Here is a 24,877-nt window from a genome sequence, read left to right as displayed (position 1 = left end):
GTCGACGGCACGCGCCGGCTGGCGTCCCGGGCGGCCCGCCTAGGGCCGCGGCTCGCCGGCCGGCCCGGACGGGGCGTCGCCGCCGACGCCGCCGGCGGGCTCGCCCTCCCACGACTCCAGGGTCCAGTCCGCGCCGGATCCCTCGAGCACCACGACGCCCGTGTTCTCCAGCTCGTGGTCGGCCACGAAGGCCGCGTCGAGGCCGCGCGCCCGCATCCCCGACCAGCAGCGGATGGCGGCGCCGTGGCTGACGAGCGCCACCGTGCCGTGCCCGGTCGCCTCCGCCTCGGCGACCACGGCGTCGTACCGCGCGGCGAACTCGCGGCCGGTCTCGCCGTCCGCCAGGCGCAGGTCGTCCTCGCCGCCCACCCAGCGGATCATCGTCTCCAGGTACTCCGCGACCGACGCGCGGTCGCCGCGCATCTCGAGCCCGCCCGCGGCGATCTCGCGGATGCCCGCCCGCTCGACCGGCGTGAGGCCGAGCGCCTGCGCGAGGGGCGCGGCCGTCTCGTGGGTGCGGCGCATCGTCGAGACGTAGAGCGCCCCGATCCGCTCGTCCCGCAGGGTCTCCGGGAGGCGCGCGGCCTGCTCGCGCCCGAGGTCGGTGAGGCCGGGGCCGGGGATGCGGGTGTCGAGGACGCCCCGCACGTTGGAGGGGGTCTGGCCGTGTCGGATCAGGATCAGGCGCATGCCCCGACGCTATCGCGGGCGTCGGGCAGGCCCTCCGCCTTCGCGAGCCCGTGGGCGACACCGACCCGGAAGCCGTCCACGCCGCGGTCGAACCAGAAGCGCAGCACGTCGACGAACTCCGCGTGCACCTCGGGGTTCGACCAGTCGAGGTCCGGCTGCTCGGGAGCGAACATGTGCAGGTACCAGGGCCGGGGCGGCCGTCGGCGTCCGTCCCGTCGCGGAACAGGTAGCGGGCGCGGGCCGCCGGGTCGCCGGCGAGCGCCGCCCGGAACCAGGGGTGCGCGTCGGACGTGTGGTCGGGCACGATGTCGAGCAGCACCCGCATCCCGAGGGCGTGCGCCTCGGCGATCAGCGCCTCGGCGGGGCGCGTGTGGTCCACGCCGACCTGCCGCGCTGAGGATCAGCGCGCGAGCGGCCGGCCCAGCACCAGGGTGAGGAAGCCGAGCGTGCCGCGGTACCCGTCCAGCCACGCGCGTCGGTGCTCGACCGACGCGGTCAGCACCTGCTCGCGGTCGGGGTCGTCGGGGTGCTCGAGCGCCCACCGGGCGAGCGCTCCCGTCCACGACCACTCGTAGTCGTCCCACTCCCGCAGGGTGCTGACGTGGCCCTGCAGCGGGATCCACCCGTCCGCGGCGACGCGCTCCACGGTGGCGGCGAGGTCGTCGTAGTCCTCGGGCTCGGAGCCGAGCAGCTCCAGCACCCGCGGGGTCGGCTCCCGCTCCCAGAAGCACTCGCCGACGAGCGCGCGGCCGCCCGGACGCAGATGCCCGTCCATCGCGGCGAGGGTCGGCTCGAGGCCGCCGAAGGCGTGCGTCGCGCCCACGCTGAGCACGACGTCGAACCGGTCGGGGGAGCTCCACATGCTCGCGTCGGCGCAGACGAGCGTGAGGCGGTCGGCGAGGCCCTCGCGCTCGGCCTGCGCGCGCACCCGGCCGAAGCCCGCGTCGGAGTGATCGACCCCGACCGCCGTCAGCGTCGGATCCCGGCGCAGGGCCCGCAGGAGCCACGTGCCGTCGCCGCAGCCCAGGTCGAGGACGCTGCTCCGCCCGGCGACCGCGGCGTCGAGGAGCCGATCGACGCTGTCGTCGCCCAGCGGCGAGGCGATGGGGTGGTCGGCGTGGGCGAGGTCGCTGATCCGGTCTCTGTCCATCCGGCGAGCCTAGGGGCGCGCTCCGATGGGCGGCGCGCGCCGAGGATCCTCCGCCCCTCCGCCCGTCGCGCATGCGCGCGTCAGGGGATGAACGGGCGCGGGTACGGGGCGAAGAGCTGCCCGCCCGTCAGCGCGAGCGCGCCGACGAGCCCCGCGGCCGACACGGCGGCGGCCGTCCACAGGGCCAGCATGGTGTGCCGCCGTGAACCACCCGGGGCGCCGCTCGCGATCCCCCGCAGCAGCCCCCATCCCACGAGGTGCGCCATCGCGATGAAGACGAGCGTGACGATGAGGAGGCCGGGGCCCGAGGGGGCGAAGCCGTGCCGTGCGGACTCGGAGTCCTCCTCGTCGGCGAACGGGATCGCGGTCCACGCGGCCGTCATGATCGGCACCCCGATCGCGGCGCACGTCACGAAGGCGGCGAGCAGCCAGGATGACCGCCAGCGGGTGCGCGGGTCCTCGGGAGCGTCGGTCACGGCCCGATCCTAGTGAGCGGCTCCGTCGGCGGCGCGCGGCGGCGAGGCCGCTGCACGCGCTGCACGCGCTGCACGCGCTGCACGCGCTGCACGCGCTGCACGCGCTGCTCGCGCTGCTCGCGCTGCTCGCGCTGCTCGCGCTGCTCGCGCTGCTCGCGCTGCACGCGCTGCACGCGCTGCTCCGCGGGGACCGAGACCGTCGCGACCGGACGCCCGATCGGCCCGGACGCGGGAAGGCCCCGCGGATCACGAGGATCCGCGGGGCCTTCCGGTGTCGCGTGGACTACGCGAACGTCTTCGCGTCGATGACGAAGCGGTAGCGCACGTCCGACTTGAGGACGCGCTCGTAGGCCTCGTTGATCTGCTCGGCCGAGATGAGCTCGGTCTCGGGCACGATGCCGTGCTCGGCGCAGAAGTCCAGCATCTCCTGCGTCTCGGCGATGCCGCCGATCATGGATCCGGCCCAGCTGCGGCGCGCGGGGATGAGCGCGAACGCGGGGATCTCGAGCGGCTCCGAGGGGGCGCCGACGTTGACGAGCGTGCCGTCGATCGCGAGCAGGCCGATGTACTTGCTCATGTCGAGCTTCGCGGAGACCGTGTTGATGATCAGGTCGAACGAGCTCGCGAGCTCGGTGAACGTGGAGTCGTCGCTCGTCGCGAAGTAGCGGTCGGCGCCGAGGCGGAGGCCGTCCTCCTTCTTGGAGAGCGTCTGCGAGAGCACGGTGACCTCGGCGCCCATGGCGTGCGCGATCTTCACGGCCATGTGGCCGAGGCCGCCCATGCCGACCACCGCGACGCGCGTGCCGGGGCCCGCGTTCCAGTGGCGCAGCGGCGAGTAGGTGGTGATGCCGGCGCAGAGCAGCGGCGCGACCTTCTCGATGTCGAGGGACTCGGGGACGCGGAGCACGAAGTCCTCGTCGACGACGACGGCCTCGGAGTAGCCGCCCTGCGTGATGGTGCCGTCGGCCGGGTCCACCCCGCCGTAGGTCTGGATGTTGCCCTTCAGGCAGTACTGCTCCTGGCCGGCCGTGCACTGCTCGCACTCCTTGCAGGAGTTGACCATGCAGCCGACGCCGACGAGGTCGCCGACCTTGTGCTTCGAGACCTCGGAGCCGACCTCGGTGACGCGGCCGACGATCTCGTGGCCGACGACCTGCGGGTACTGGATGGGGCCCCACTCGCCGCGGACGGTGTGGATGTCGGAGTGGCAGACGCCCGAGTAGGCGATGTCGATGGAGACGTCCTTCGGGCCGACGTCGCGGCGCTCGATGGTGGTCTTGACGATGGGGTCGGTGGCGGACGGGGCCGCGTAGGCGTTGACGGTGCGCATGGTTCTCCTAATGCTGTCCGGTGGGGGAGGGGAGGGATCAGGTCGATCCGGCCGCGCCCTCTTCGGATGCGGTACCCCTCGACGCTACGCCCGCGGGAGGGGCTCCCCGGAACCACGCGGTTTTTCCTCGGGCGCCGGATAGCGTGGCCGGATGCCCGCTCCCACCCTCCCCGGCCCGACATCGACGCGATCCGGCCCGGTGACGGGGCTCCGCGACGGCGACGTGATCCGCTACCTCGGCATTCCTTACGCGACGGCGGCCCGCGGCGTGCCGCCCGTGTCGGCGGTGCCCGCGCGCGGACCCGACGGGCGACCGGTCGTGCTCGCGGCCGTGCACCCGGCGCCCGCGTGCCCGCAGCCGTCATCGCGGATCCTCGACACGCTCATGCAGGGCGCCCTCGACGGGATCGAGCGCTCGGAGGACTGCCAGCGGCTCTCGGTCACGCTGCCCGCGGACATCGCTCCCGGCGAGGTGCTGCCCGTGATCGCGTGGTTCCACGGCGGCGGGTACACGACGGGCGCGGGCGACCTCGCGATCCACGACCCGCGGGCGCTCGTGGTCGAGCAGCGCGTGATCGTGGTCGCGGTGACCGCGCGGCTCGGGCTCCTCGGCTTCGGCGGCGGCGGTCGCGGCGGATCCGGTCGCGGCGCGTCCGACGGCCCGCCCGCGAACCTCGGCCTGCTCGACCAGATCGAGGCGCTGCGCTGGATCCGCGACTCCATCGCCGCGTTCGGCGGCGATCCCTGGACCGTGACCGCGATGGGCCAGTCGGCGGGCGGCGACGCGATCCTGCACCTCATGATCGCCGACGGCGCCCGCGGGCTCCTCCGGCGGGCGATCGTGCAGAGCCCGCCGGTGGGGATCACGGGCGGGCGCGAGCGCATGTTCCGCGCGATGGCGCGCGTGACCCGCGGTCTCCGATCCGACGCGACGCTCGCCGACGTGATGCGGCGGCAGGCCCGGGCCGAGCGCGCGGCGTGGCCGTCGGGCATCCGCGCGGGCCTGCCGTGGGGCCCGCGCTACGGCCACGCGCCGCTGCCCGCCGAGGCCGACCGCGACGCCGCGTGGCGGGAGGCGGCGCCCCACATCGACCTCCTCATCGGCACGACCCGCGACGAGACCGCGATGTACCTGCCCGCGCTGCCGGTGGTCGGCCCGCTGCTCGCCGTGCCGGTGGTCGGGCCGGCCCTCCGTCGCGTGCTGATGCGCGTCGTCGTCCGGCCCACCACGCGCCGCGTCTACGCGCGGCCCGTCGCCGAGTTCGTCGCGCGGCACCGGCGCGCCGGCGGCCGGGCCGTCCGCTACGTGCTCCGCGCGGCCCCGGCGTCGAGCCCCATCGGCGCGGGCCACACGTCCGACCTCCCGTTGATCCTCGGCACCCGCGACGCGTGGACCCGGATGCGGCTCGTGCCCCCGGAGGCGTGGCCGGAGGTCGCCGCCCGCGGCCGCGCCGTGCGGCAGGTCTGGGCCGACTTCGCGCGCACGGGCGAGGTGGCGGCGGATGCGGACGCTCGCGCCTGCGGGATGCGGTTCGACCGGGGGTGATCGCCGGACGCGACGACGGGCGCCGCCGCGCGGATCGCCTCCCGCCCCCCATGTCAAGGGGGTAGGCGACGGCATCGACGCGGAGTCGGCTCGACGCACCGACGGAGGGAGCGACATGCGAGCGATGGTCTACCGCGGGCCCTACCGGATCCGCGTGGAGGAGAAGGACATCCCCCGCATCGAGCATCCGAACGACGCGATCGTGCGGGTGACCCGGGCGGCGATCTGCGGATCCGACCTGCACCTGTACCACGGCCTCCTGCCGGACACGCGGGTCGGCACCACGTTCGGCCACGAGTTCATCGGCGTCGTGCACGAGGTCGGCTCGTCGGTCGAGAGCCTGTCCGTGGGCGACCGGGTGATGGTGCCGTTCAACATCTACTGCGGATCCTGCTTCTTCTGCGCCCGCGGCCTGTACTCGAACTGCCACAACGTGAACCCGAACGCCACGGCGGTCGGCGGCATCTACGGCTACTCGCACACCACCGGCGGATACGACGGCGGCCAGGCGGAGTACGTGCGCGTGCCGTTCGCGGACGTGGGGCCCATGGTGATCCCCGACGACATCCACGAGGAGGACGCCCTCGTGATGACCGACGCGCTGAGCACCGGCTACTTCGGCGCCCAGCTCGGCGACATCGCGGAGGGCGACACGGTCGCGGTGCTCGGCGCGGGGCCCGTCGGCCTCTACGCCGCGCGCTCGGCCTGGTTCATGGGCGCCGGCCGCGTGATCGTGGTCGACCAGCTCGACTACCGGCTGCGCATGGCAGAGACGTTCGCGCACGCGGAGACGCTGGACTTCTCGGCGGTGAAGGACACCGTGCTCGCGCTCAAGCGCATGACCGACGGGCTCGGCGCCGACGTCGTCATCGACGCGGTGGGCGCGGAAGCGGACGGGCACGCGCTGCACCAGATCACGGGCACGAAGATCAAGGTGCAGGGCGGTTCCCCGGTGGCGCTCAACTGGGCGATCGACGGCGTGCGCAAGGGCGGCACCGTGAGCGTGATGGGCGCCTATGGGCCGGTGCCCGCGGCGATCAAGTTCGGCGACGCCGTGAACAAGGGCATCACGATGCGGATGAACCAGGCGCCCGTGAAGCGGCAGTGGCCGCGGCTCATCGAGCACATCCGGGCGGGGCACTTCTCGCCGCGCGACATCATCACGCACCGGATCCCGCTCGAGCACATCGCGGAGGGGTACCACACGTTCTCCGCGAAGCTCGACGACTGCGTCAAGACCGTCATCACCTTCGACGAGGAGTAGGAGCCAGCCATGCCGTACCGCGCGAGCGACCACCACCGACCCGTAGACGCCGACGCGCTCCGGGCCCGGATCCCGGGCTGGGGCGCCGACCTCGACCCCGCCGACCGTCCCGCGTTCCCGCGGGAGCGCACCGACCTCGTCTCGGGCGCGCACTGGGACTTCCCGGAGCGCCAGGAGGAGCGCACGCGGCGCGAGCGCTCCATCGAGCACACCGAGCTGCCGCCCGTGTTCGGCACGGTCGCGCCGCTGCACGGCGTCTCGGGTGCCATCCGGCGCTACGCCTACGCGACCTTCAGCGAGGGCCGGTCCGTGCACTGGCTGCTGCTGATGCTCGGCGACCGGGTCGACGCGGCGGGCGCGCACCTCGGGTCCCTCGTGAGCGGCCGGCCGGACGACCCGCTCACCGAGACGGGCCTGCTCAGCGAGCCGCGTCACCACCCGGTCTCGTCGCGGTTCGGGCGCGGCCGGGCCGACATGAAGCACATGTGGATGGATCCGCTGATCGTCGGCGCGTGGCCCCTCGCGGCGGTCGCGCTGCTGTTCGCGGTACGGCGGAAGCGCTCGTAACTTTGGGGTCCACTATGCATTTCAGTGCATAGCGGACCCCGCTAGTGACTGGCGATAACGGATAGTACTTTTGATATCACCGGTGGGTTAAATGGTACCCATGATTGTAGCGGCAAAATCATTAGTGCGTTGACGGACAACCTCAGGGGTCCAGTGCTCGGCTCCGACGGTCATCAGACTTCGAGGATAATCTGATACGCGCGGAGTTAGGTACGTCCGCTTTTTATCAATGAAGTCTTTATTCTGCGCAGATGAGTTCTTTGCCTTGCTTAGTAGTACGAGATTTCCCACAGAATGGACGAGCTCGGCAATTTCCTCATCGGTGAAGTCTGCCTTCCATTGACTGGTACTCGCAGGGTTCTGTGGAAGAACATGTTCGATAGAGCGTGGCAGGAACTGTCGGGGGGTATCAAGTTCGGCTGCCTGCATTTCGGCTCGAATGAGTAGATATTTAGCATATCCGGCTCCGTAAAAGTTTGCCCGGCGGCAAGCCTCCCTGATGTCGGCAACGTCGTATTCCATTGCCGTAACGACTCCGCTACCCGACTTTTCTGATTCAATTGTTTTAAGGATCGCCGTGTATGACGCATAACGCTCATCCTTCCGCATGCCACTCACCCAGTGCTTGACGTAAAGGGTCTCGATCCGTAAAACAAACTCATACAGCTTATCTGTCTTGAACTTGTGGGCGAAGGCAAGAACGCACGCGCGCCATTCACTTGCGCGAAATTCTTTGGACATGGAGTACATCAGTGTGCTGTAGCGAACGTGGTCGCTAGTGCCGCTGAGGTAGTCGCGATTTGTAAACAACGCTTCGTATATGTGCACGTACTCTGACAGTATGTCAATGAACGTTACGCCGGCCGCTGGCCTCTTCGGCTTACCATAGATCCGCGATTCGAACTCGTGAAGTAAGTCGCCCTCGGGCTTATCTTGAACGTAGACCAACCGCAGTGCGCTGAAGAGGTTCTCGAAACTGTCTGCCCCCAACAGCTCCTCGAGGTCCTCCCATTTGTGGGCGTACTCCTCGCGTGTTGTGTTGTTCCGGATCGCGTCGGGGCTTAGATTCATTGCTTTTAGCACGTCGATGCGCCGAAGCTGAATTCCGCGATCGTTTACTACAGTGAAGAGCCGAAACGCGTCATCAAATGTCGATGCGGCCAAGTAAATGAAAACCACGCGTTGAATGACGAACGAGGCAAACGAGGCAAGCGATTCTTGGTCCAACTCGGCAAGGGCGCGTTGAAATACAAGAACCGCTTGGCGATATCTGTTCTCGACTGAAGTAATGAGTGCGTCAACGGGAGCACCTAAGCGCGTGCCCCCAGGGGTGTTTACTATGGCTTCGTAGGGCGCGCTATTTCGGACTACTAGCCGAGAGCGAGCTTCAATGCCGCGCAGTCTGATCTCCGGTTGAGCCAGCATTTGTTGTATGTGATCGGAGTCTTCTTCAAGTAAGTCGCGAATAGTCGCTAGTAGGATTGCGATGGCGGTCAGCCGCTGCTGCCCATCGACGACTGCATATGTAGCCTGCGACTTCTCGTGCAGTACAAGCGTTCCGAGGAAGTAATCGCTTGATCTATCCGCATCGAGAAGATCATCAATCAAATCAGATATTTGATCTTTTTCCCACGAAAAGGGTCGCTGGTAGTTTGGTATCTCAAAGAAGAACTGTTGGCTGAAAAAGTCACCAACCCTTGCGGATTCGCTATTTAGCGTTGCCATGCTGATCTCGATTCAGTTTGTGGCGTAACTTGCGCGCTGTGCTGCGCAAAGCGACGGCTCAAGGTGACTACCTAAGGCAGCATGTCGATTGGACACGACATTTGTTCAGCATGGCACCGGCGGATTAGCGACAGCAACCCCCCAAGGGGGGACAGGCTGCCCCCCGTGTGTGAATTCGCGAGCCATCATCGCGCCCTCTGTGGTTGAAACGGTTCCGACGGGACGGCACTCAACGTGTGCAGGGAAGAGGATAGGCAAAGTGATCCCGCCTGGTGCGCCTGCGATCGCAGTGCGCCAGATCAAGTTTTAAACGCTGCCCGCAATCGATGGTGCGCGAGTATTTTCGGCGGCGTCAGTCGATCTGCACCCGCCGCGGCCCCGCGCCCCGGTCGCCCAGCGCGTCGTCCGGGTTGAGGAGGCCGCAGGCGCGCATCGAGAGGCAGCCGCAGCCGATGCAGCCCGTGAGCTCGCGCTCCAGGCGCTCGATGCTGCGACGGCGCTCCTCGAGCAGGCGCTTCCAGCGGCGCGACGCGCGCTGCCAGTCGGCATGGCTCGGCGGGCGGTCGAGCGGCACGTCGTCGAAGGTGGCCTGCACGTCGGCGAGCGGGATCCCGAGGCGCTTGGCCACCGTGATCAGCGACACCCGCCGCAGCATGTGCCGCGCGTACCGGCGCTGGTTGCCCGCGGTGCGCTCGGCGGCGATGAGGCCGAGGTCCTCGTAGAAGCGGAGGGCGGACGCGGCGACGCCCGTGCGGCGGCTCATCTCGCCGACCGTGAGCAGCTCGTCGGGGGCGTGACGGGGAGCGTGGCCGGGCGTCGCGGACGCGGCCGTCGGCTCCTGCGCATCCGCCACGACGTCCCCTCCCGATTGACCTCAAGGGTACGTGAGGTTCTAACGTGGACACCATGCGCACCACCACCCCCGCCGTCCCGACGGCCCCTGCCCGTGAGGACGCCCTGTGACCTACGTGATCGCCCTCCCGTGCGTGGACGTGAAGGACCGCGCCTGCATCGACGAGTGCCCCGTCGACTGCATCTACGAGGGCGAGCGGTCGCTCTACATCCACCCCGACGAGTGCGTGGACTGCGGCGCCTGCGAGCCCGTCTGCCCCGTCGAAGCCATCTACTACGAGGACGACCTGCCCGAGAAGTGGTCGGACTACTACACCGCGAACGTCGAGTTCTTCGCCGACCTGGGCTCGCCCGGTGGCGCCACGAAGATCGGCGTCGTGCCGAAGGACCACCCCGTCATCGCCGCGCTCCCTCCCCAGGGCGAGCAGGCGTGAGCGCCGACACCGACCTCTTCAAGGCCGCGTTCCGCGGGCACCCGGCGGGCGTCGCGCTCATCACGGCACGCACCGCCGACGGCCCGTCGGGCCTCACCGCGTCGAGCGTCGCGTCGCTGTCGGTGGATCCGCCCGCGCTCTCGTTCTCGGTGACGCGCGCCACGGGATCCGCCGGCGCCATCCTCGAGGCCGACAGCTACGTCGTCCACCTGCTCGCCGGGCACCACGCCGCGCTCGCGCGCTCCTTCGCCGTCTCCGGATCCCCGCGGTTCACCGAGGAGCAGGGCTTCCAGGAGCTGCCGACCGGCGAGCCGCTGCTCGCCGACGCGCGCGCCGCCCTCCGCTGCCGCACGTTGCAGACCGTGCCTGTGGGCGGATCCGTGCTGGTCGTCGCCGAGGTCCTCGACGTGATCCTCGGCGAGCCCGCCCCGCCGCTCGTCTACCGCGACCGCCGCTTCCACCTGCTCGAGGACGACCACCCGGAGCTCTAGGCCCTCGGAGGCCGCCCCTGGCGACCTCATCCTCGAACCGGGCCTCGCTGGCCTCCCGGCCTCTCTGTCTCTCGGGCAGGCATCGCGGAGCGGATCCGCGCCGGTCGTGTCCGAGCGACGACAGGCGCGCGATGGTCTCTCGATGTATCCCCATGTCTGTCAAGATCTGACAGACGTAGAGAGACAAGGGGAGATCGACCATGGACGGCACGTCGAACCCCTACGCGCCCGGCGCCGGCGCCCGACCCCAGCACTCGTAGGCCGCGATGCCGAGCTCGAGACCTGGCGCGTCTCGGTCGCACGGGCCGCTGCCGGACGTGCGCCGCGCTCGCTCGTCCTCTATGGACTCCGCGGCGTCGGCAAGACCGTCCTGCTGAGCCGGATGTCTGCCGAAGCCGAGACGACCGGATGGGTCGTCGCGCAGATCGAAGCGGCCGCGGGAACGTCCATGCGCGCGGCGCTCTCCTCCGCTCTCCAGAGCCACGTCGCCCGCATCGCCCGACGCAACCGCAAGCGCCCCTTCCTCCGCGCGCTCAAGACCGCCCTCTCCTTCTCCGCCCGCGTGGACACGGACGGCACCACCACCTTCGGCCTCACCCTCGACGACATCGAAGCCGAGCTCGCGGACTCCGGCAACCTCGAACTCGACCTCACCACCGTCGTCGACGGGATCCTCGACGCTGTCCACGACGAGGGGCTCGGCCTCGCGATCCTGATCGACGAGGCCCAAGACCTCACCGCGGACGAGCTCGTCGCCATCTGCACCGTCGCCCACCGTGCGTCCCAGCGGCAGCGGCCGGTCCTGTTCGTCCTCGCCGGACTGCCCAGCCTCCCCACGCGGCTCGCCGAAGCCAAGTCCTACTCCGAGCGCCTCTTCCAGTACCGGCACATCCGCGAACTCGGACCCGAAGCCGCCGCTGCTGCCCTCACGGTGCCCGCTGCCGACGAAGGTGTCACGTGGGCCGACGACGCCATCGACCTCGTGGTCACGCTCACTGGCGGGTATCCCTACTTCCTCCAGGAATACGGCTCGGAAGCCTGGCTCGAGTCCGCGTCATCGCCGATCTCCCGGGACGACGCACAGAACGGCGCCGGAGTCGCCCTCCGCCACCTCGACGACGGCTTCTATCGCACCCGCTGGGACCGGGCCACACCCCTGGAGAAGGAATACCTCCGCGCCATGGCCGCCGACGGCGACACCGGATCCAGGACCGCCGACGTCGCACGCCGACTCGACCGGACCACGCAACGCCTCAGCAAGATCCGCCAGAACCTGACCGACAAGGGCATCATCTACGCACCCGAGCATGGGCGGATCGCCTTCACCGTGCCGTGGATGTCTGCGTTCATCGATCGCCAGCCTGTCTGACCCCGTCGCCGATCTCGAGGACGACCACCCGGAGCTGTGGCCTCGGGCGGCCGCCCGCGGCATCAGGCGGCCCGTCCTCAGGCGATCATGAACTCCGACGGCTTCAGCGCGCGCTCCACGATGCGCACGTCGCCGATCGACGCCGGGAGCACGTGGTCGAGCTTCCCGCCGTAGAGGTTCGCGCCGAGGAGCCACGAGGTCGCGGGCGACGCCGCTGCCAGCCCGCGGTTCGACGTGGACGGGTTCCGCACCACCGGGCATCCGTCGACATACATGGTCGTGTGCTGGCCGTCGTTCACGACCGCCACGTGCCACCACGTCGCGGCGGGCAGCTCGTGCGACCAGTTGGTGAGCGAGCCCTGCTGGGTCGTCGGGTAGACGCACCACTGGATCTCGCGGCTGCCCGAGACGCTGAGGGTCGCGGCGGGCTCGTCCGGGTCGCCGGCGTCGCCCGGCGTCCTGCCCGCGTCCTTCGCGGAGGCGGCGCGGGAGAGGATCGCGCTGAAGCCGTCCGCGTCGCCGTCGAAGTCCGCGGGGATGCGCACGAACGCCTCGACCGTGTAGCCCTGGCGGAGGGTCGCGGCATCCAGCGCGGCGCCCGGCACGGTGCGCAGGAAGTCGCCCGTCTTCCTGCCGCCCGTGAGGGTGAGGCTGCCGAAGCCGGGCTGATCGTCGTGGTGCGCGGACGAGAAGCGGAGGGAGCCGGGCGCCGCGCCCGCGCGGTTCGCGACCACGAGGTCGTTGCCGTGGCCGGACGCGTCGGCGATGCGCGTGGCGGTACCGAGCGCGGATCCGTCGGCGTGCCCGTCGAAGCGCCAGTACGCGACCGTGCCCGGCACGAGCATCTGCGCGGCGGACCGGGCGGCGCGCACGGGGACGGGCGCGAATCCGGCGAACCGCTCATCGAAGTCGACGCTCACGGTGAACCGGTCGACGTCGCCGGAGAGCTGGGCCTCCTCGTCGGCGAGCTCGTTGCCCGCGCCGAGCCCGCCGGCCAGGAGGAAGGGCGAGAGGGTCTCGACGTCGATCGCGTCCCGCTCGAGGTCCACGTGGTACAGGCGGATCATCGCGGCGCCGCCGTAGTAGCGGTCCTGGTAGTTCACGAGGTGCAGGTGCACGTCGTGGCCCGCGCGGTTCTTCAGCGTGGTGCGGCCGGGCTTCCAGTAGTGGCCGTTCAGCGTGAGGAAGATCTGGTCGTGCTGCGAGATGAACGAGTCCCAGAGGCCCTGGCCGTAGGCGTCGAGCACGGCGGATCCGTCCGGCTTCGAGTCGACGATGTCGTGCGCCGTGAGGATCACCGGCAGCGTCGGGTGCGCCGCCAGCACGCCGCGCGCCCACTCGACGCCGCGGGCGCTCGTGCGCCAGTCGAGCGCGAGGACGAGCCAGTCGCGGCCGCCCGCCGTGAAGGTGTGGAACGAGTTGTAGCCGTCGGGGCTGGATCCGCGGTAGCTCGGCGACTTCCGGAAGCGCTTCGGGCCGAACGCGTCGAGGTAGGGCGTGCGGCCGCGCTGGTCGTCGGTGGAGGAGACGACGTCGTGGTTGCCGGCGAGCACGCTCCACGCGGCGCCCGCCTTGTCGAGCAGCGTGAACTGCGCGCTCGCGGCCGTGATCTCCTTCTCGGCGCCGTTCTGCGTCACGTCGCCGAGGTGCGCGAGGAAGACGATGTTGTGCCGGTCGCGCTCGGCGAGCACGTAGCGGAGCGACGCCTCGAGCGGCTCGGGGTGGATCGATGCGCCGTCGAAGAGGTACTGCGTGTCCGGCAGCACGGCGATGGTGAAGCGGGGCGATGCGGTGTCGGGCTTCCAGCGGGCGCCGGATCCCTGCTGCGGAGCGGGCGCCTTCGCGGCGCTGGCGCCGAGCGCGTCGTCGGACGCGGTCTCGGCCACGGCGGGCAGCGCACCGCCCAGCCCGGCCACGCCGAGCGCGCCGGCGGCCCCGCCGGTGATGAGGAAGCCGCGTCGGGAGAGCGCGGAACGGGGAGGCGTCGTCGGGTCCTGGGTCACGGGGGACGACGGTAGGGCCGACGGGTGAATGCGGTGCGACACCGCGGTGGACGTGCGGCGGCGCGTCAGCCGACCGGCGGCTGGATGAGGTCCCACGGAGCGCCGTACGGGTCCTCGAAGATCGCGACGGTGCCGTACGGCTCGTGGCGCGGATCCTCGCGGAACACGACGCCGTGGGCGAGCATCCGGGCATGCCGGGCGGCGAAGTCGTCGGTCTCGAGGAAGAACGCGACGTCGTCGCACGCCTGCCGCCCCACCGGCGCGGCGTCGCCGGCGAGCGCCAGGACGAGGCCCGCGCCCGGTCCCTCGGGGCCCACGACCACCCGGCGCCAGCCGTCCGGCGCCGTCTCGTCCTGGCGCACGACGAAGCCCAGCGCGTCGACGAGGAACGCGAGCGCCTCGTCGTGGTCGTGGTCGCGGACGAGGTAGGTGACGTTCTGCAGCCGGATCATGCGAGAACCGTGTCCAGCCGCATGCCAGCATGGGCCATGCGCATCGCCGACTTCCCCGTGCCCGACACGGGCGCCGCCCGCGGTGCCCTCGAGCTCGCGACCTCGTACCAGTCCGCCGCGATCACGGCCCACGGGATCCGCTCGTGGCTCTTCGCGGAGGCGTTCGCGGTGGTCGAGGGGCTGACGGGCGTCGACCACGAGATCCTGTACGTGTCCGCGGTGCTGCATGACATCGGCACGGTCACCGAATTCGACAACCACACCGTCTCCTACGAGCACGCGGGCGGCCACGTCGCCGTCGCGCTCACCGCGGGCGCCGGCTGGCCCGCCCCGCGCCGGCAGCGCGTGCTCGACGCGATCGTGCGGCACAACTGGCCGCAGGTGGATCCGGCGCTCGACGTCGAGGGGCACCTCCTGGAGGTCGCGACCGGCCTCGACATCTCCGGTGCCCGGCCCGACGCGCTGCCCGAGGGGTTCCTCGGCGAGGTGCTCGCGGCGCACCCGCGGGGAGCGCTCGCCGCGGAGTTCGGCGCCTGCGTCGTCGACCAGGCCGAGCGCAAGCCCGACACGGCCGCCCGCCGCCTCGTGGACGGCGGGCTCGTGCGGAAGCTCGCGGAGAACCCGCTGGAGCGCCTCGCGTGAGCTGACCCGATGGCTGCGGCTCGCGTCCGGCGCTCCAGCCGGCGGGGTCAGGGCGCGGTGGGAGCGAGGCCCGACAGGAGCGGGAACGCCGGGAACGCGCACGTGGGCGCGGCGCCCGCGCTCGCCGAGGCGGTGACGTGCACGTCCGCCCGCTTCGAGGTGAGCGCGGAACCGCCGAAGGTCGCGCCGGCCGTGGCGATGTCCGCGAAGGCGGCCGTGACGGCGGGCGCATCCACGGCGACGCGGGAGAGCGAGACGCCGAGCCGGTGGGCGTCGTCGTACCCGGCGAGCGTCGACACGGCCTTGGCCGGGGAGTCGACGGCGCGGAGGCCGTCGACCACGATGCCGCTGAACGACGGGATCGCGCTGCCGCTGCCGCCCGCGTAGTGCGTGTCGAACAGCACGGGAGCCAGGGTGCGGCTGAGGCAGACGTCGCGGTAGGTCACGCCCGTGACCGGGCCGCCCACCTGCGGGTTGCTCTTGATGCGCACCCCGGCGCTGGACGGGCTCGCAGTGCCGTAGGCGTCCGCGCCGGAGACCGTGGATCCGGTGACGAGCACGTCGCTCACACCGGAGGTCACCTCGCTGCCGATGGAGATGCCGTGCGTGCCGTAGAAGTGGCTGTCGATGATGCTGATGTGGCTCGACGCGTGCGTGCCGCCCTTGATGGCGATGCCGTCGTCGCCGTCCGAGACGTACGAGTGGGCGATGGTCACGTCCGTCGCGCCCGCCGGGTCGATGCCGTCCGTGTTGCGCGCGGTGGCGGGCGTCTGGATGCGCACGCCCCAGGCCGTGAAGCCGGTGGCGTCGTGGAAGGACACGTGGAACATGGCGGCGTCGACGAGGTCGATGTCGTGGAGCGTGAAGTCGTCGGCGCCGGTGGCCTGGATCAGCCGCGGCTCGTTCTGCGAGCCGCCCGCGCGAGCCTGGTCGGAGAGCTGCCACCAGGTCGTCGTGCCGCCGAGGATCGCGTGGTCCCCGCGGCCGTCGATGCGGCCGCGCCGGGCGTCGAGGCCGCCGCGGGACGCGACGCCCGAGTGCGGGTCGGTGGCGGTGATGAGCGCGGCGCAGCCCTTGCCGGATCCGCCGATGGTGCCGCAGGTCGGTCCCTTGGGGATCTGGTAGTCGGCCGGGTTCCGCGATCCGAAGAGCGTGACCGCGGGATCCAGCACCAGCGTCTCGCCCTGCCGGAGCTGCAGCGGCCCGCTGAGGAAGCTCGCGCCCCGGCTCGAGGAGGCGAGCCGCACGGCCACGACGGCGGTGCCGGACTGGGCGCAGGAGTCGAGCGCGGCCTGGATGCGGGCGGTGTCGGGCGCCTGCGCCTCGTCGGCGGCGGATGCGGAGCGGTCCGGCATGTCGAGCCGCGCGCTGACGGTGGCGCACGTGGTGGCCGGGTCGACGGGCTCGGTGACGGTGCGGCGGTCGCCCGTCCCGCCGACGGCCGCGGCCCGCGAGGTCGCGGCGGCGGGCGGATGGGCGGCCTTCGGATGGGCGGCCAGGGCGGCGGGCCCGGCGAGCGTCACCGCCGCGAGCGTCCCGGCCACGACGGCGGTGAGGGTGAGTGTGCGGGCAGCGGTGCGTGATGGCACGTGGTTCCTCTCGAGGGGAGACCCGCTCGGCGCACGGCGTGCGTCCTCCCGGATGTGCGGGTCGCGGGAAGAGTAGGGGCGCCACGCGACCCGCCGTGCGCCCTCTCCCCGATCCGCGACGGCCGAGCGGCGACCGCTCGCGCGCATCACCTCGGCGCGGACAGGAACCAGACCACGCACGTGACGATGACCACGAGCCACGTGGCCTGGTACCAGACGTGCGGATGCGTCCGCAGGCGCGGGGCGGTGATCGCCGCGCGAGGGCTCCCGACCCCGTCCTCGGCGTCCGCGGTCTCGCGCATCGGCGACCCGCGCCAGCGTCCCCAGCGGGCGACCTTCTCCTCCACGGCCTCGACCGTCTCCATCAGGCGCTCCCAGGCCGCCGGGTCGGTCGTGATGATCCCGCCGGGGGAGTACAGGAAGAGGTGGTCGTCGACGATCTCGACATCGAGCCCCGCGGCCGTGTCGATGAAGCGGGCCATCACGTCGGGGGTGAAGAGGTAGAGCGCGTCCCGTTCCGCGCCGACCGGGCAGTAGAGCGTGAAGTGGCGGTCGAAGTCGCCCTCCAGGGAGACCCGCTGATGCCGGCCCACCGCCTCCGGCAGATCGGAGTGGAACAGCGAGTTGTTGCGGCGGGAGTCGAGCACGATGTGGGGCAGCGGCACCGGGAGGCGCATCATCACGTACCCCCAGCGGTGCACGCGGGCGGCGAGGAACGGCAGCTTCCGCCGCTGGTGGTCGCCGATGTCGAGGGTCGGGCCCGAGCGCCGCTCGAACCGGTCGCGGATCTCCGACTCGCCCCAGGACGAGCGCGCGAAGATCATGCCCGGGTAGTCCGGGCTGTGCCGGGTGATGTCGTACCAGAAGCCGTTCGCGTCGGCGAAGCCCTTGAGCCGGCAGCGGCGCCGGTCCGAAGTGCGGAAGAAGGGCAGCACGCGCTTCAGGTGCAGGCCGATGAAGAGCGACCCGAGGATCCACGCCGGCGGGGCCTTCGCGTGGGACCCCTCGCTTGCGGTGATCGACATGACCGACGCGATCCACAGCACCGGGAGCACGGCGTAGTAGAGGCTGCGCAGGTCGGGCAGGCGCTTCCTCTCGGGGTACCGCCGCCGGAGCTGCTCGCGAGCCTGCCTGTCGACGCGGGCGATCAGGGGCCGCGTGTCGAGTCGCATCCGACGATGGTAGGGCGGTGGGGCCTGTCGCCGATCGAGGTGTCCCGGCTGCACGCGCCCCGCACCCGGCATCTCAGGATCGCGCCCATGGGGGAGGCGAGCCCTACGTGAGGCGCAGGACGACGACGATGATGGCGATCGCGATGATCGCGATCTGCCACCAGTGCAGGTGCGTCGTGAGGCGCCCCCGCGTCGCCACATGGCGAGGTGAGTGACGCGCACCGCTCGCGACGCCCGCGGCGGCCGTCTCCTCGGCCGGGGTCGCATCGCGCCAACGGCTCCATCGCGCCACTTTCTCCTGCACCGCGTCCACGGTGACCATGAGCGCCTCCCATGCGGCGGGATCCGTGGTGACGAGGCCGCCGGGGGAGTACATCAGCAGGTACTCGTCGATGATCTCCACGTCGAGCCCGGACGCGGTGTCGATGAAGCGCGCCATGACGTCCGGCGTGAAGAGGTACAGCGCGTCCCGCTCGGAGCCGCGCGGGCAGTAGAGGGTGAAGTGGCGATCGAAGTCACCCTCGAGGGAGACGCGCTGGTCACGGTCCAGAGCGTCGGGCAGCCCGGGGTGCCAGAGCGAGTCGTTGCTGCGCGAGTCGAGCACGATGTGGGGGAGTCGCGTGGGCAGGGGGATCATCACGTATCCCCAGCGGTGCGTCGGCTCGATGCGCTGGTTGCTCCTCTTCCAGGAGTAGTCGCCGAGGTCGAACGGGCGTCCGTCCCGACGGAGGAACCGGTCGTGGACGCGGTGCTCGTAGGGGAAGGGTCGCGCCAGCACCATCCCCGGGTAGCGCGGTGGCCGCGACACGGGCCAGTAGGTGAGCCCGTTCGCCTCCGCGAAGCGGTGCAACCGGTACTGCCGCACCCCGGAGCGCTTGCGCAGCGCACGCGCCGCGAGCGTCGCTCCGATGAGGACGGGGAGGAGCGGGATGCCGACGATCGGGAGCGCCCGCGTCCAATTGCCGGCGTCGATCCCCAGGAGCATCGTCACGACCAACAAGAGGGGCCACCCGGCGAGCCGGAGGAAGTCGAGCACGGTGTCGCTGAGGAGCGGGATGGCGCCCTCCGGCAGGGTGCGCCGGTACTCCCGCACCGCGCGACGATCGACCCGCTCGGTCAGTGGGCGCGTATCGAGTGGCACCCGCCGATGGTAGGGCGGCGGCGCGGCGCGCGCGGGGACCGTCCCCGCGCGCGCCGGACGGATCACCCGATCAGCGACGGCCGCAGGTCGCGCAGCGTGCGGTGCGACGTGATGCGGATCGCGCCGGCCAGCGCCACCGCGAGCCCCGCGACCAGCCAGAGCGCGAGCACGCCGGCGTCCTGGGCGGCCTGCCCGAGGTCGCCGCCGTACATGAGCTGGCGGAGCGCATCCACCGCGAAGCTCATGGGCAGCACGTGGTGCAGCGCGGCGAGCGGGCCGGGCAGGGTCTGCCAGGGGAACGTGCCGCCCGCGGTGACGAGCTGCACGACCATGAGCACGAGGCCGAGGAACTGGCCGACGCTGCCGAGCAGCACGTTGAGCGCGAGGATGATCGCCGCGAACGTGATGGAGGCGAGCACCATCGTCCCGTACATGGCGAGGGGGTGGGCGATGTGGAAGCCGAGCGCCCCGGCGACGATCGCGTAGAGGCCGGCCATCTGCACGACGCCGAGGAGCGCGGGCGTCAGCCAGCCGGCGAGCGTGATCCGCAGCGGCGCCTTGCGGGCCGTGATCGCCCGCCGCGACAGCGGCTTCACGATGAGGAACAGGGCGTAGATGCCGATCCACGCGGCGAGGCTGATGAAGAACGGCGCGAGCCCGGCGCCGTACTCGCCGGCCTGGGTCACGGCGTCCTGCCGGAGCGCGACGGGATCGCCGATCGTGTCGGCCTGCGCGTCGCGCTGCGCCTCGGTCGACGCGGGGATCTGGTCGAGCCCGGAGTCGAGGCCGTCGCGCAGCTTCACGGTGCCGTCCTGCAGCGTGCCGAGCCCGGACGCGAGCGAGGTCGCGCCGTCGGACGCGGAGTGCGCGCCGGTCGCGAGGGTCGCGCTGCCGTCGGCGGCCTTCGCGATGCCCGACGCGAGCGTGGGGGAGGCCTTCGCGAGCGCATCCGCGCCCGTCGCGACCTGCGAGCTGCCGGACGCGAGCGTGCCGGCGCCGGTCGCGAGGGAGGCGGATCCGGTCTGCAGCTTGGCCGCGCCATCGGCCACCTGGGCGCTGCCCTGGGCGACCTGCTCGCTGCCGGCGGCGAGGGTCTGGAGCCGGGTGTTGAGGCCGTCGGCCTTCGCGGCGGCGCCCGTGATGTCGGTGCCCAGCACGTCGAGCTTCGCCAGGGCCGCGTCGATGTCGGCCTGCGGGATGCCCGCCTTGGCCATGCGGTCCTGGATGGCCGTCCGGAGCGCCGGCACCCTTCCGGCGAGCTGGTCCACGCTCGTGGTGGCGGTGGATCCGAGGGTCGCGATCTGCGCGTTGCCGTCGGCCACCTGGCGCGCGCCCGCCGCCGTCTGCTGCGCGCCCGGCGTGAGCGCCGCCGCGCCGGTCGACAGCTCGGTCGCGCCGGAGGAGAGCGTGGCCGCACCCGACGCGACCTGGTCGGCACCCGTCGCGAGCTTCTGGGTCTGCGCGGGGAGCTGCGCCGTCCCCGTGCGGAGCTGGCCGAGGCCGGAGGAGAGCGTGTCGGCACCGGTCGCGAGCTTCGCGTTGCCGTCCGCCAGCGAATCGGCGCCGGAGCGCGCGGACGCGGATCCGTCGACGAGCTGCTGCGCGCCGGACGCCGCGTCGCCGAGGCTGGAGCGCACGTCCGCGAGACCGAGGAGGAGCTTGCCCGCGGCCTCGGTGCCGACGCGCGAGGCGACCGACTTCGTGATCCGCGCGCCGGCCTGCTGCGCGATCGTGGTGGCGAGGTAGCTGTTGGCGTCGTCGGTGGCCATGACCACGCGCGCCTGCTGCGGATCCGTGCCGGATGCGGACGAGAGCGCCGCCGAGAAGCCGGACGGGATGGTCAGCGTGAAGTCGTACGTGCCGTCCTCGAGGCCCGTGCGCGCCTCGGCCGAGGAGACCTCGTGCCAGTCGAAGGACGCGTCGTCGAGCACGTCCTTCGCGACGTCGGATCCGTAGTCGACCGGCTTCCCGTCGACCGTGGCGCCCTGGTCGGCCACGACGAGCGCGGCGGGGACCCTGTCGAGGCTGCTGTACGGATCCTGGTTCGCCCAGAGGTAGAGGCCGCCGTAGAGCACGGGCACCAGCACGAGCGCGACGAGCGCGATCTTGGACATGGTGGTGGCGGTGAGGCGCGTCAGCTCGGCGCGCACCAGGGGGAGGAGTCTCATCGGGTCTGCGTTCCGTCGATCGAGGGGGTGGGTTCGGGGGTGGCGGGCGCGGCGCTCGCGTCGTCGGCGGGGAGCGCGGCGATGGCCTCGGCGGCGGCCTCGCTCGTGACGACGAGGACGCCGGTGCCGGAGCGGGCGAGGTCGCGGAGGACGCGCATCCACTCGCCGACCGCGCCGCCGTGCCGCTCGGGCGAGGTGACGACGACGGCCTCGACGCCCGCGCGGCTGGCGGCGAGCGTCGTGAGGAGGCGGATGCGGGCGACCGCGGGGACCGCGGAGAAGGGGGCGCGGGCGAGGTCGGCGAGGCCTTGATCGTCGAGGATGACGCCCACCTCGTGCCGGCCGGAGCGGTGCCCGGCGAGGGCGAGCTCCTCGGCGACGACCGCGCGGAGCGACACGTCGTCGGCGGGCTCGTTGATCCGGGGGGTGTCGACGAGGGCGACCCGCTCGGCGATCCGCGCGGCCACGTCCTTGGCGTCGGCGTCGGCGTCGGCGTCGGTGCCGGCGGTGCCGTCGCCGTCCAGCGCGAGCGCGCCGCCGTCGATCCGCATCCGGCCGGACGCGACGAGCGACAGCACGGTGGGCCGCAGCTCGGTCTCGGCGACGGCGACCACGGGCTCCGGGCCGCCGTAGCAGAGGGAGATCGCGGGCAGGGCGGGGGCGGGGCCGTCGCCGACGCGCGCGTCGGTCAGGGTGACGATCACGAGGCGGCTCCCGCGGTGGGCGCGGGGGAGACGGGCACGGGGGCGGCTGCTGCGGGGGCGATGGGCGCGGGCGCCTCGGCGGCGCGCGGCGCGACCTCGCGCAGCTCGGGCGTCGCGGCGATCAGCTCGCCCGCCGCCCGCCAGTCGAGTCCGCACAGCGCGAGCGAGGTGAGGATCACGAGGGTGTGGCCCTCCGCGCGGCCGATGTCGCTGCGCGTCGCCTCGTCGAGCACCGCGAGCGCGCCGCCCTCGATCAGGCGCGCGAGCGTCGGCGCGGGGATGTCGCCGCGCAGCTCGTCCGCGGCGATGCCGCGCTCGACGACCCGCAGCAACTCGGCGCGCAGCGGCGCCAGCTCGCCGCCCACCTCGCGGGCGAGCGGCCCGCGCACGGCGACCCGCGCCATCACGCGCACCTGCTCGACCTCGGCCCAGAGGCGCGCGCCGATGAGGGCGACGTGGATCCGGCTGTCGTCGTGCGTGATGCCGGCCAGCGCCTCGACGATGCGCCGGGCGCCGCGCTGCACCACCTCTCGGACGAGGTCGTCGCGGGTGGCGAAGTGCCCGTAGACGGCGCGGCGGCTGAGACCGGCCGTGGTCGCGATGGTCTCGAGGGAGGCGTCCGGGTCGCGGTCGAGCGCGACGACGGCCGCCTCGATCAGGGCCTGGCGGTTCGTCGCGGCGTCCTTGCGGGGCGCGCGGGCGGAGGCGAGGGAGGTCATGAGACCAGGCTAGCTATCTTGCACAGTCGTGTGCAAGTTGCTGAGCGCACTCACGGTCTCGGGAGTCGACGCCCGCGCCTCCCGCGCCGGCGTCAGCTCCGGAGCGTCTCGCTGGGGAGCTCGCCGAAGGCCGACGCGTACGACGCCGCGAACCTGCCGAGGTGCGCGAAGCCCCACTGCTCGGCGACGCTGCGGACGGTCGTGGTGGCGGGCGTCGCGTCCAGGAGCTCGGCGCGCACCCGGCGGAGGCGGATCCCGCGCAGGTACTCCGTGGGCGTCTGGCCGTGGTGGCGGCGGAGCGCGAGCTGGAGGACGCGCGTCGAGATGCCGGCGGCGGCCGCGGCCTCGGCGGGCGTGATCGGCAGGTGCGCGTTGTGGTGCAGGTACTCCACGGCGACGCGGATGTGCGCCATGCGCGGTGCGCGCAGCTCGGACGGGAGCTCCACGTCGTCCCACGGGAAGAGGCGGAGGGTCGCGCGCGCCATCGCCAGGTCGGCCTCGAGACGCATCAGCGGGGACGCGTCGGGATCCGTGATGACGGGGGCGGCGGCGGCCACGGCACGGCGCCAGACGGCGGCCGTCTCGGCGGTCGGCACGCTGCGGTGCTCGAAGAGGAGCGGACGGGCGGGGCCGTGGTGGAACTCGGTCGCGGTCTCCTCGAGGAACGCCGCGTCCAGGTGCACGCAGTTCTGGCGGGTCGAGCTCGCCTGGTACTGGAACGGGCGGCCGGTGGGGAAGAGGAACGGGAGCTGGCCCTGGGAGGAGACGGCGCGGGATCCGCGGTCGACGGTGATCTGCCCCTCGAGGAACCAGGTGACCACGTGTTCGGGCCGCTGCGGGCTCTCGGCCCACTGCGTGCCCGCGATGCGCGAGGTGCGGAGGGTCACGCGCTCGCTGCCGAGGACGGCGTAGCGGTAGGAGAAGGAGTTCGTGCGGCGGTCGCGGGCGAACCGGATCCCCTCGAGAACGGGCCCGAAGCTCGCGGTGGCCTCGTCGATGTCGGCGCCCGCCATGACGGCGCGGACGAACGGGTCCGGCTCGGCGTCGGCGGGGGAGCGGTCGGGGGCCTCGCGGAGGTCGACGGGGGCGGCTGCGGCGGCGTCGTCGGCTGCGGAGTCGATCATCGCGGTGGCCGCGGCGACGACCGCAGCGGCGTCGACGGCGTCCGTCGCCACCGGCGTCGCGAGGGCGTCATCGACAGTAGCGGTCTGCGGCGTGCGCGGGCGGCGCGAGGGATCCCTCGTTCCGGTGGGTGTCAGCGTGGTCGTCATGGTCCCCGATGTCTCTGGGTGTCGTTCGTCTCCACCCTCCCGCTCATCTTGCATGGCGCTCCTGCGGGGAGGGGCCTCCGCGGCTCGGGAGGCGTCCTGTGGTTCGGCACGGGCCCATGGGAGAGCGGGTGCGCGCTCCGCGGCTATCCGCTGAGCGAACGCGTGTCCCCCGGACGGTGGTCATGCCGTGGACCCGCGTGCGCGGGATCCGCACGGCGCCGGCCCGTAGGCTCGTCCCGCGCGCGACCCCTGCGCCCCGACTCCCGAGAGGCGCCGCATGACGAGCGACCGGTCCCTGGCCTTCATCCTGCTGCGCTCGTGCCTCGTGATGGTGGCGCTCGGCGTCGTCACCGTGCAGACCGGCGGCGGCCTCGGGGTGGTGGGCGTCGTGGCCTTCGTGCTGGCCGCGGGCCTCGGCGGCGGGGCGACCTTCTACTGGCGGCGGCACCTCGCGGCGAAGCGGCGCGACCCGTTCAGCTGACCGTGGACGTGAGCGTCGAGGAGCCGTCCGGGAGGCGTCGCACCTCGATCCGGTCGGCGACGCGCTGCTTGAGCTCCTCCACGTGGCTGACGATGCCGACCGTGCGGCCGTCGGAGGAGAGGCGCCCGAGCTCGGACATGACGGCGTCGAGCGTCTCCGGATCCAGCGTGCCGAATCCCTCGTCGACGAACAGCGTCCCGAGCTGGAGCCCGCCCGCCTCGGCCTGCACGACGTCGGCGAGGCCGAGCGCGAGGCTGAGCGACGCGTAGAAGGTCTCGCCGCCGGAGAAGCTCGCGGGCTCGCGCACGCGGTCGGTGACGTGGTCGCGGATCTGCAGTGCCAGGCCCGTCTTCCGCGATCTGCTCGTCGCCTCCCGCTCCTCGCTCACCTCCAGCTCGTAGCGGCCGCTCGACATGATCCGCAGGCGCGCGTTCGCCGCCTGCACCACGTCCTCGAAGCGGCGGAGCAGCACGTACGTGCCGAGCGTGAGGCCGCGGGTGTTCTCGGGTGTGGTGGCGTTCGCGACCTCGGACATGCGGATGGCGGCGCGCGCCTCCTCGCCCGCCTGCGCGCTCGCGCGGCGCGCGACGTCGTGCCGCGCGAGGGCGGCGGCGCTCCGGTCGGCGCGATCGCGGGCGCGG

25 protein-coding genes and 1 pseudogene are annotated in these 24,877 nt (G+C 72.1%); 8 read left to right on the top strand and 18 right to left on the bottom strand.

Annotated elements, in window-relative coordinates; all coding sequences use genetic code 11:
- Nucleotides 1–39 precede the first annotated feature (39 nt).
- The 6 genes and pseudogenes from AWH51_RS12205 to AWH51_RS12185 all read right to left on the bottom strand — a co-directional run bounded on the left by AWH51_RS12205 (nt 40) and on the right by AWH51_RS12185 (nt 3,646).
- A complete protein-coding gene (locus AWH51_RS12205) occupies nt 40–690 on the bottom strand; it encodes a histidine phosphatase family protein (RefSeq protein WP_063072342.1) in 651 nt (216 codons plus the stop codon).
- Between the two features lie 20 nt (nt 691–710).
- Nucleotides 711–1,048: pseudogene (locus tag AWH51_RS15750) on the bottom strand (alpha-amylase family glycosyl hydrolase); the annotation flags it as partial.
- Nucleotides 1,049–1,090: 42 nt separating this feature from the next.
- Entirely contained in the window at nt 1,091–1,840 is a 750-nt protein-coding gene (locus AWH51_RS12195) for an SAM-dependent methyltransferase (protein WP_063072340.1), read from the bottom strand.
- 80 nt (nt 1,841–1,920) lie between these two features.
- On the bottom strand, nt 1,921–2,316 hold the full coding sequence (locus AWH51_RS12190) for a hypothetical protein (protein WP_063072339.1): 396 nt from the start codon (nt 2,314–2,316) through the stop codon (nt 1,921–1,923).
- Nucleotides 2,313–2,489, bottom strand: a complete 177-nt coding sequence (locus tag AWH51_RS16320) for a hypothetical protein (protein WP_175345522.1) — start codon at nt 2,487–2,489, stop codon at nt 2,313–2,315. Before AWH51_RS16320 ends, AWH51_RS12190 begins: the two co-directional genes overlap by 4 nt.
- Nucleotides 2,490–2,599: 110 nt before the next feature.
- On the bottom strand, nt 2,600–3,646 hold the full coding sequence (locus AWH51_RS12185; protein WP_063072338.1) for an NAD(P)-dependent alcohol dehydrogenase: 1,047 nt from the start codon (nt 3,644–3,646) through the stop codon (nt 2,600–2,602).
- 151 nt (nt 3,647–3,797) lie between these two features.
- Here AWH51_RS12185 and AWH51_RS12180 point away from each other — a divergent pair, with 151 nt between their 5' ends.
- The 3 genes from AWH51_RS12180 to AWH51_RS12170 all read left to right on the top strand — a co-directional run bounded on the left by AWH51_RS12180 (nt 3,798) and on the right by AWH51_RS12170 (nt 7,023).
- A complete protein-coding gene (locus AWH51_RS12180; RefSeq protein ID WP_063072337.1) occupies nt 3,798–5,192 on the top strand; it encodes a carboxylesterase family protein in 1,395 nt (464 codons plus the stop codon).
- Nucleotides 5,193–5,307: 115 nt separating this feature from the next.
- Entirely contained in the window at nt 5,308–6,456 is a 1,149-nt protein-coding gene (locus AWH51_RS12175) for a zinc-dependent alcohol dehydrogenase (RefSeq protein WP_063072336.1), read from the top strand.
- A 9-nt stretch (nt 6,457–6,465) separates the two neighbouring features.
- Nucleotides 6,466–7,023 carry a hypothetical protein gene (locus AWH51_RS12170; RefSeq protein WP_063072335.1) on the top strand — a complete coding sequence of 186 codons (558 nt, stop codon included), beginning with the start codon at nt 6,466–6,468 and terminating at the stop codon, nt 7,021–7,023.
- An 87-nt stretch (nt 7,024–7,110) separates the two neighbouring features.
- On the opposite strand, the gene AWH51_RS15745 is transcribed toward AWH51_RS12170, so the two are convergent.
- Nucleotides 7,111–8,748: a DUF262 domain-containing protein gene (locus AWH51_RS15745; RefSeq protein WP_081235107.1), complete on the bottom strand. Its 1,638-nt coding sequence runs from the start codon at nt 8,746–8,748 to the stop codon at nt 7,111–7,113.
- A gap of 352 nt (nt 8,749–9,100) precedes the next feature.
- Nucleotides 9,101–9,601: a redox-sensitive transcriptional activator SoxR gene (gene soxR / locus AWH51_RS12165; RefSeq protein ID WP_302621244.1), complete on the bottom strand. Its 501-nt coding sequence runs from the start codon at nt 9,599–9,601 to the stop codon at nt 9,101–9,103.
- 106 nt (nt 9,602–9,707) lie between these two features.
- Between soxR and fdxA the strand changes: the two genes are divergently transcribed.
- The 3 genes from fdxA (at nt 9,708) to AWH51_RS12150 (ending at nt 11,894) form a co-directional block, all read left to right on the top strand.
- Entirely contained in the window at nt 9,708–10,034 is a 327-nt protein-coding gene (gene fdxA, locus AWH51_RS12160) for a ferredoxin (RefSeq protein ID WP_063072334.1), read from the top strand.
- Nucleotides 10,031–10,525 carry a flavin reductase family protein gene (locus AWH51_RS12155; RefSeq protein WP_063072333.1) on the top strand — a complete coding sequence of 165 codons (495 nt, stop codon included), beginning with the start codon at nt 10,031–10,033 and terminating at the stop codon, nt 10,523–10,525. The genes fdxA and AWH51_RS12155 overlap by 4 nt, the downstream gene beginning before the upstream one ends.
- A gap of 106 nt (nt 10,526–10,631) precedes the next feature.
- Nucleotides 10,632–11,894, top strand: a complete 1,263-nt coding sequence (locus AWH51_RS12150; RefSeq protein WP_254654569.1) for an ATP-binding protein — start codon at nt 10,632–10,634, stop codon at nt 11,892–11,894.
- 77 nt (nt 11,895–11,971) lie between these two features.
- Here the strand turns inward: AWH51_RS12150 and AWH51_RS12145 are convergent, their stop codons facing one another.
- Together AWH51_RS12145 and AWH51_RS12140 are read right to left on the bottom strand one after the other, a co-directional pair.
- Entirely contained in the window at nt 11,972–13,897 is a 1,926-nt protein-coding gene (locus tag AWH51_RS12145) for a LamG-like jellyroll fold domain-containing protein (protein WP_063072332.1), read from the bottom strand.
- Between the two features lie 65 nt (nt 13,898–13,962).
- Entirely contained in the window at nt 13,963–14,349 is a 387-nt protein-coding gene (locus AWH51_RS12140; protein ID WP_063072331.1) for a VOC family protein, read from the bottom strand.
- Nucleotides 14,350–14,370: 21 nt separating this feature from the next.
- Here AWH51_RS12140 and AWH51_RS12135 point away from each other — a divergent pair, with 21 nt between their 5' ends.
- A complete protein-coding gene (locus AWH51_RS12135) occupies nt 14,371–14,991 on the top strand; it encodes an HD domain-containing protein (protein WP_175345521.1) in 621 nt (206 codons plus the stop codon).
- Between the two features lie 47 nt (nt 14,992–15,038).
- Here AWH51_RS12135 and AWH51_RS12130 read toward each other — a convergent pair whose 3' ends face one another.
- From AWH51_RS12130 to AWH51_RS12100, 7 genes are all read right to left on the bottom strand, one after another.
- Nucleotides 15,039–16,580, bottom strand: a complete 1,542-nt coding sequence (locus tag AWH51_RS12130; protein ID WP_063072329.1) for a glycoside hydrolase family 28 protein — start codon at nt 16,578–16,580, stop codon at nt 15,039–15,041.
- 146 nt (nt 16,581–16,726) lie between these two features.
- Nucleotides 16,727–17,752, bottom strand: a complete 1,026-nt coding sequence (locus tag AWH51_RS12125) for a hypothetical protein (RefSeq protein ID WP_063072328.1) — start codon at nt 17,750–17,752, stop codon at nt 16,727–16,729.
- A 103-nt stretch (nt 17,753–17,855) separates the two neighbouring features.
- Nucleotides 17,856–18,893 carry a hypothetical protein gene (locus tag AWH51_RS12120; RefSeq protein WP_131798136.1) on the bottom strand — a complete coding sequence of 346 codons (1,038 nt, stop codon included), beginning with the start codon at nt 18,891–18,893 and terminating at the stop codon, nt 17,856–17,858.
- 62 nt (nt 18,894–18,955) lie between these two features.
- The gene (locus AWH51_RS12115; protein ID WP_063072326.1) at nt 18,956–21,061 is read right to left on the bottom strand and encodes a YhgE/Pip family protein; all 2,106 of its coding nucleotides are present in this window, start codon (nt 21,059–21,061) and stop codon (nt 18,956–18,958) included.
- Nucleotides 21,058–21,765 (bottom strand): hypothetical protein, encoded by a 708-nt coding sequence (locus tag AWH51_RS12110; protein WP_063072325.1) that lies wholly within the window; start codon nt 21,763–21,765, stop codon nt 21,058–21,060. Before AWH51_RS12110 ends, AWH51_RS12115 begins: the two co-directional genes overlap by 4 nt.
- The gene (locus tag AWH51_RS12105) at nt 21,762–22,484 is read right to left on the bottom strand and encodes a TetR/AcrR family transcriptional regulator (protein WP_063072324.1); all 723 of its coding nucleotides are present in this window, start codon (nt 22,482–22,484) and stop codon (nt 21,762–21,764) included. The genes AWH51_RS12110 and AWH51_RS12105 overlap by 4 nt, the downstream gene beginning before the upstream one ends.
- Before the next feature lie 92 nt (nt 22,485–22,576).
- Nucleotides 22,577–23,755 (bottom strand): AraC family transcriptional regulator, encoded by a 1,179-nt coding sequence (locus tag AWH51_RS12100; RefSeq protein WP_063072323.1) that lies wholly within the window; start codon nt 23,753–23,755, stop codon nt 22,577–22,579.
- A gap of 277 nt (nt 23,756–24,032) precedes the next feature.
- On the opposite strand from AWH51_RS12100, the gene AWH51_RS12095 reads away from it, so the two are divergent.
- Nucleotides 24,033–24,236 carry a hypothetical protein gene (locus tag AWH51_RS12095; RefSeq protein ID WP_011931895.1) on the top strand — a complete coding sequence of 68 codons (204 nt, stop codon included), beginning with the start codon at nt 24,033–24,035 and terminating at the stop codon, nt 24,234–24,236.
- Here the strand turns inward: AWH51_RS12095 and AWH51_RS12090 are convergent.
- On the bottom strand, nt 24,229–24,877 hold a 649-nt coding region (locus tag AWH51_RS12090; RefSeq protein ID WP_302621243.1), incomplete at its 5' end, for an SbcC/MukB-like Walker B domain-containing protein. The genes AWH51_RS12095 and AWH51_RS12090 overlap by 8 nt on opposite strands.

The sequence above is a fragment of the Clavibacter tessellarius genome (assembly GCF_001618005.1).
In the GTDB taxonomy this organism is placed as follows: Bacteria; Actinomycetota; Actinomycetes; order Actinomycetales; family Microbacteriaceae; genus Clavibacter; species Clavibacter tessellarius_A.
This window is presented reverse-complemented; position numbering and strand designations above follow the sequence as displayed.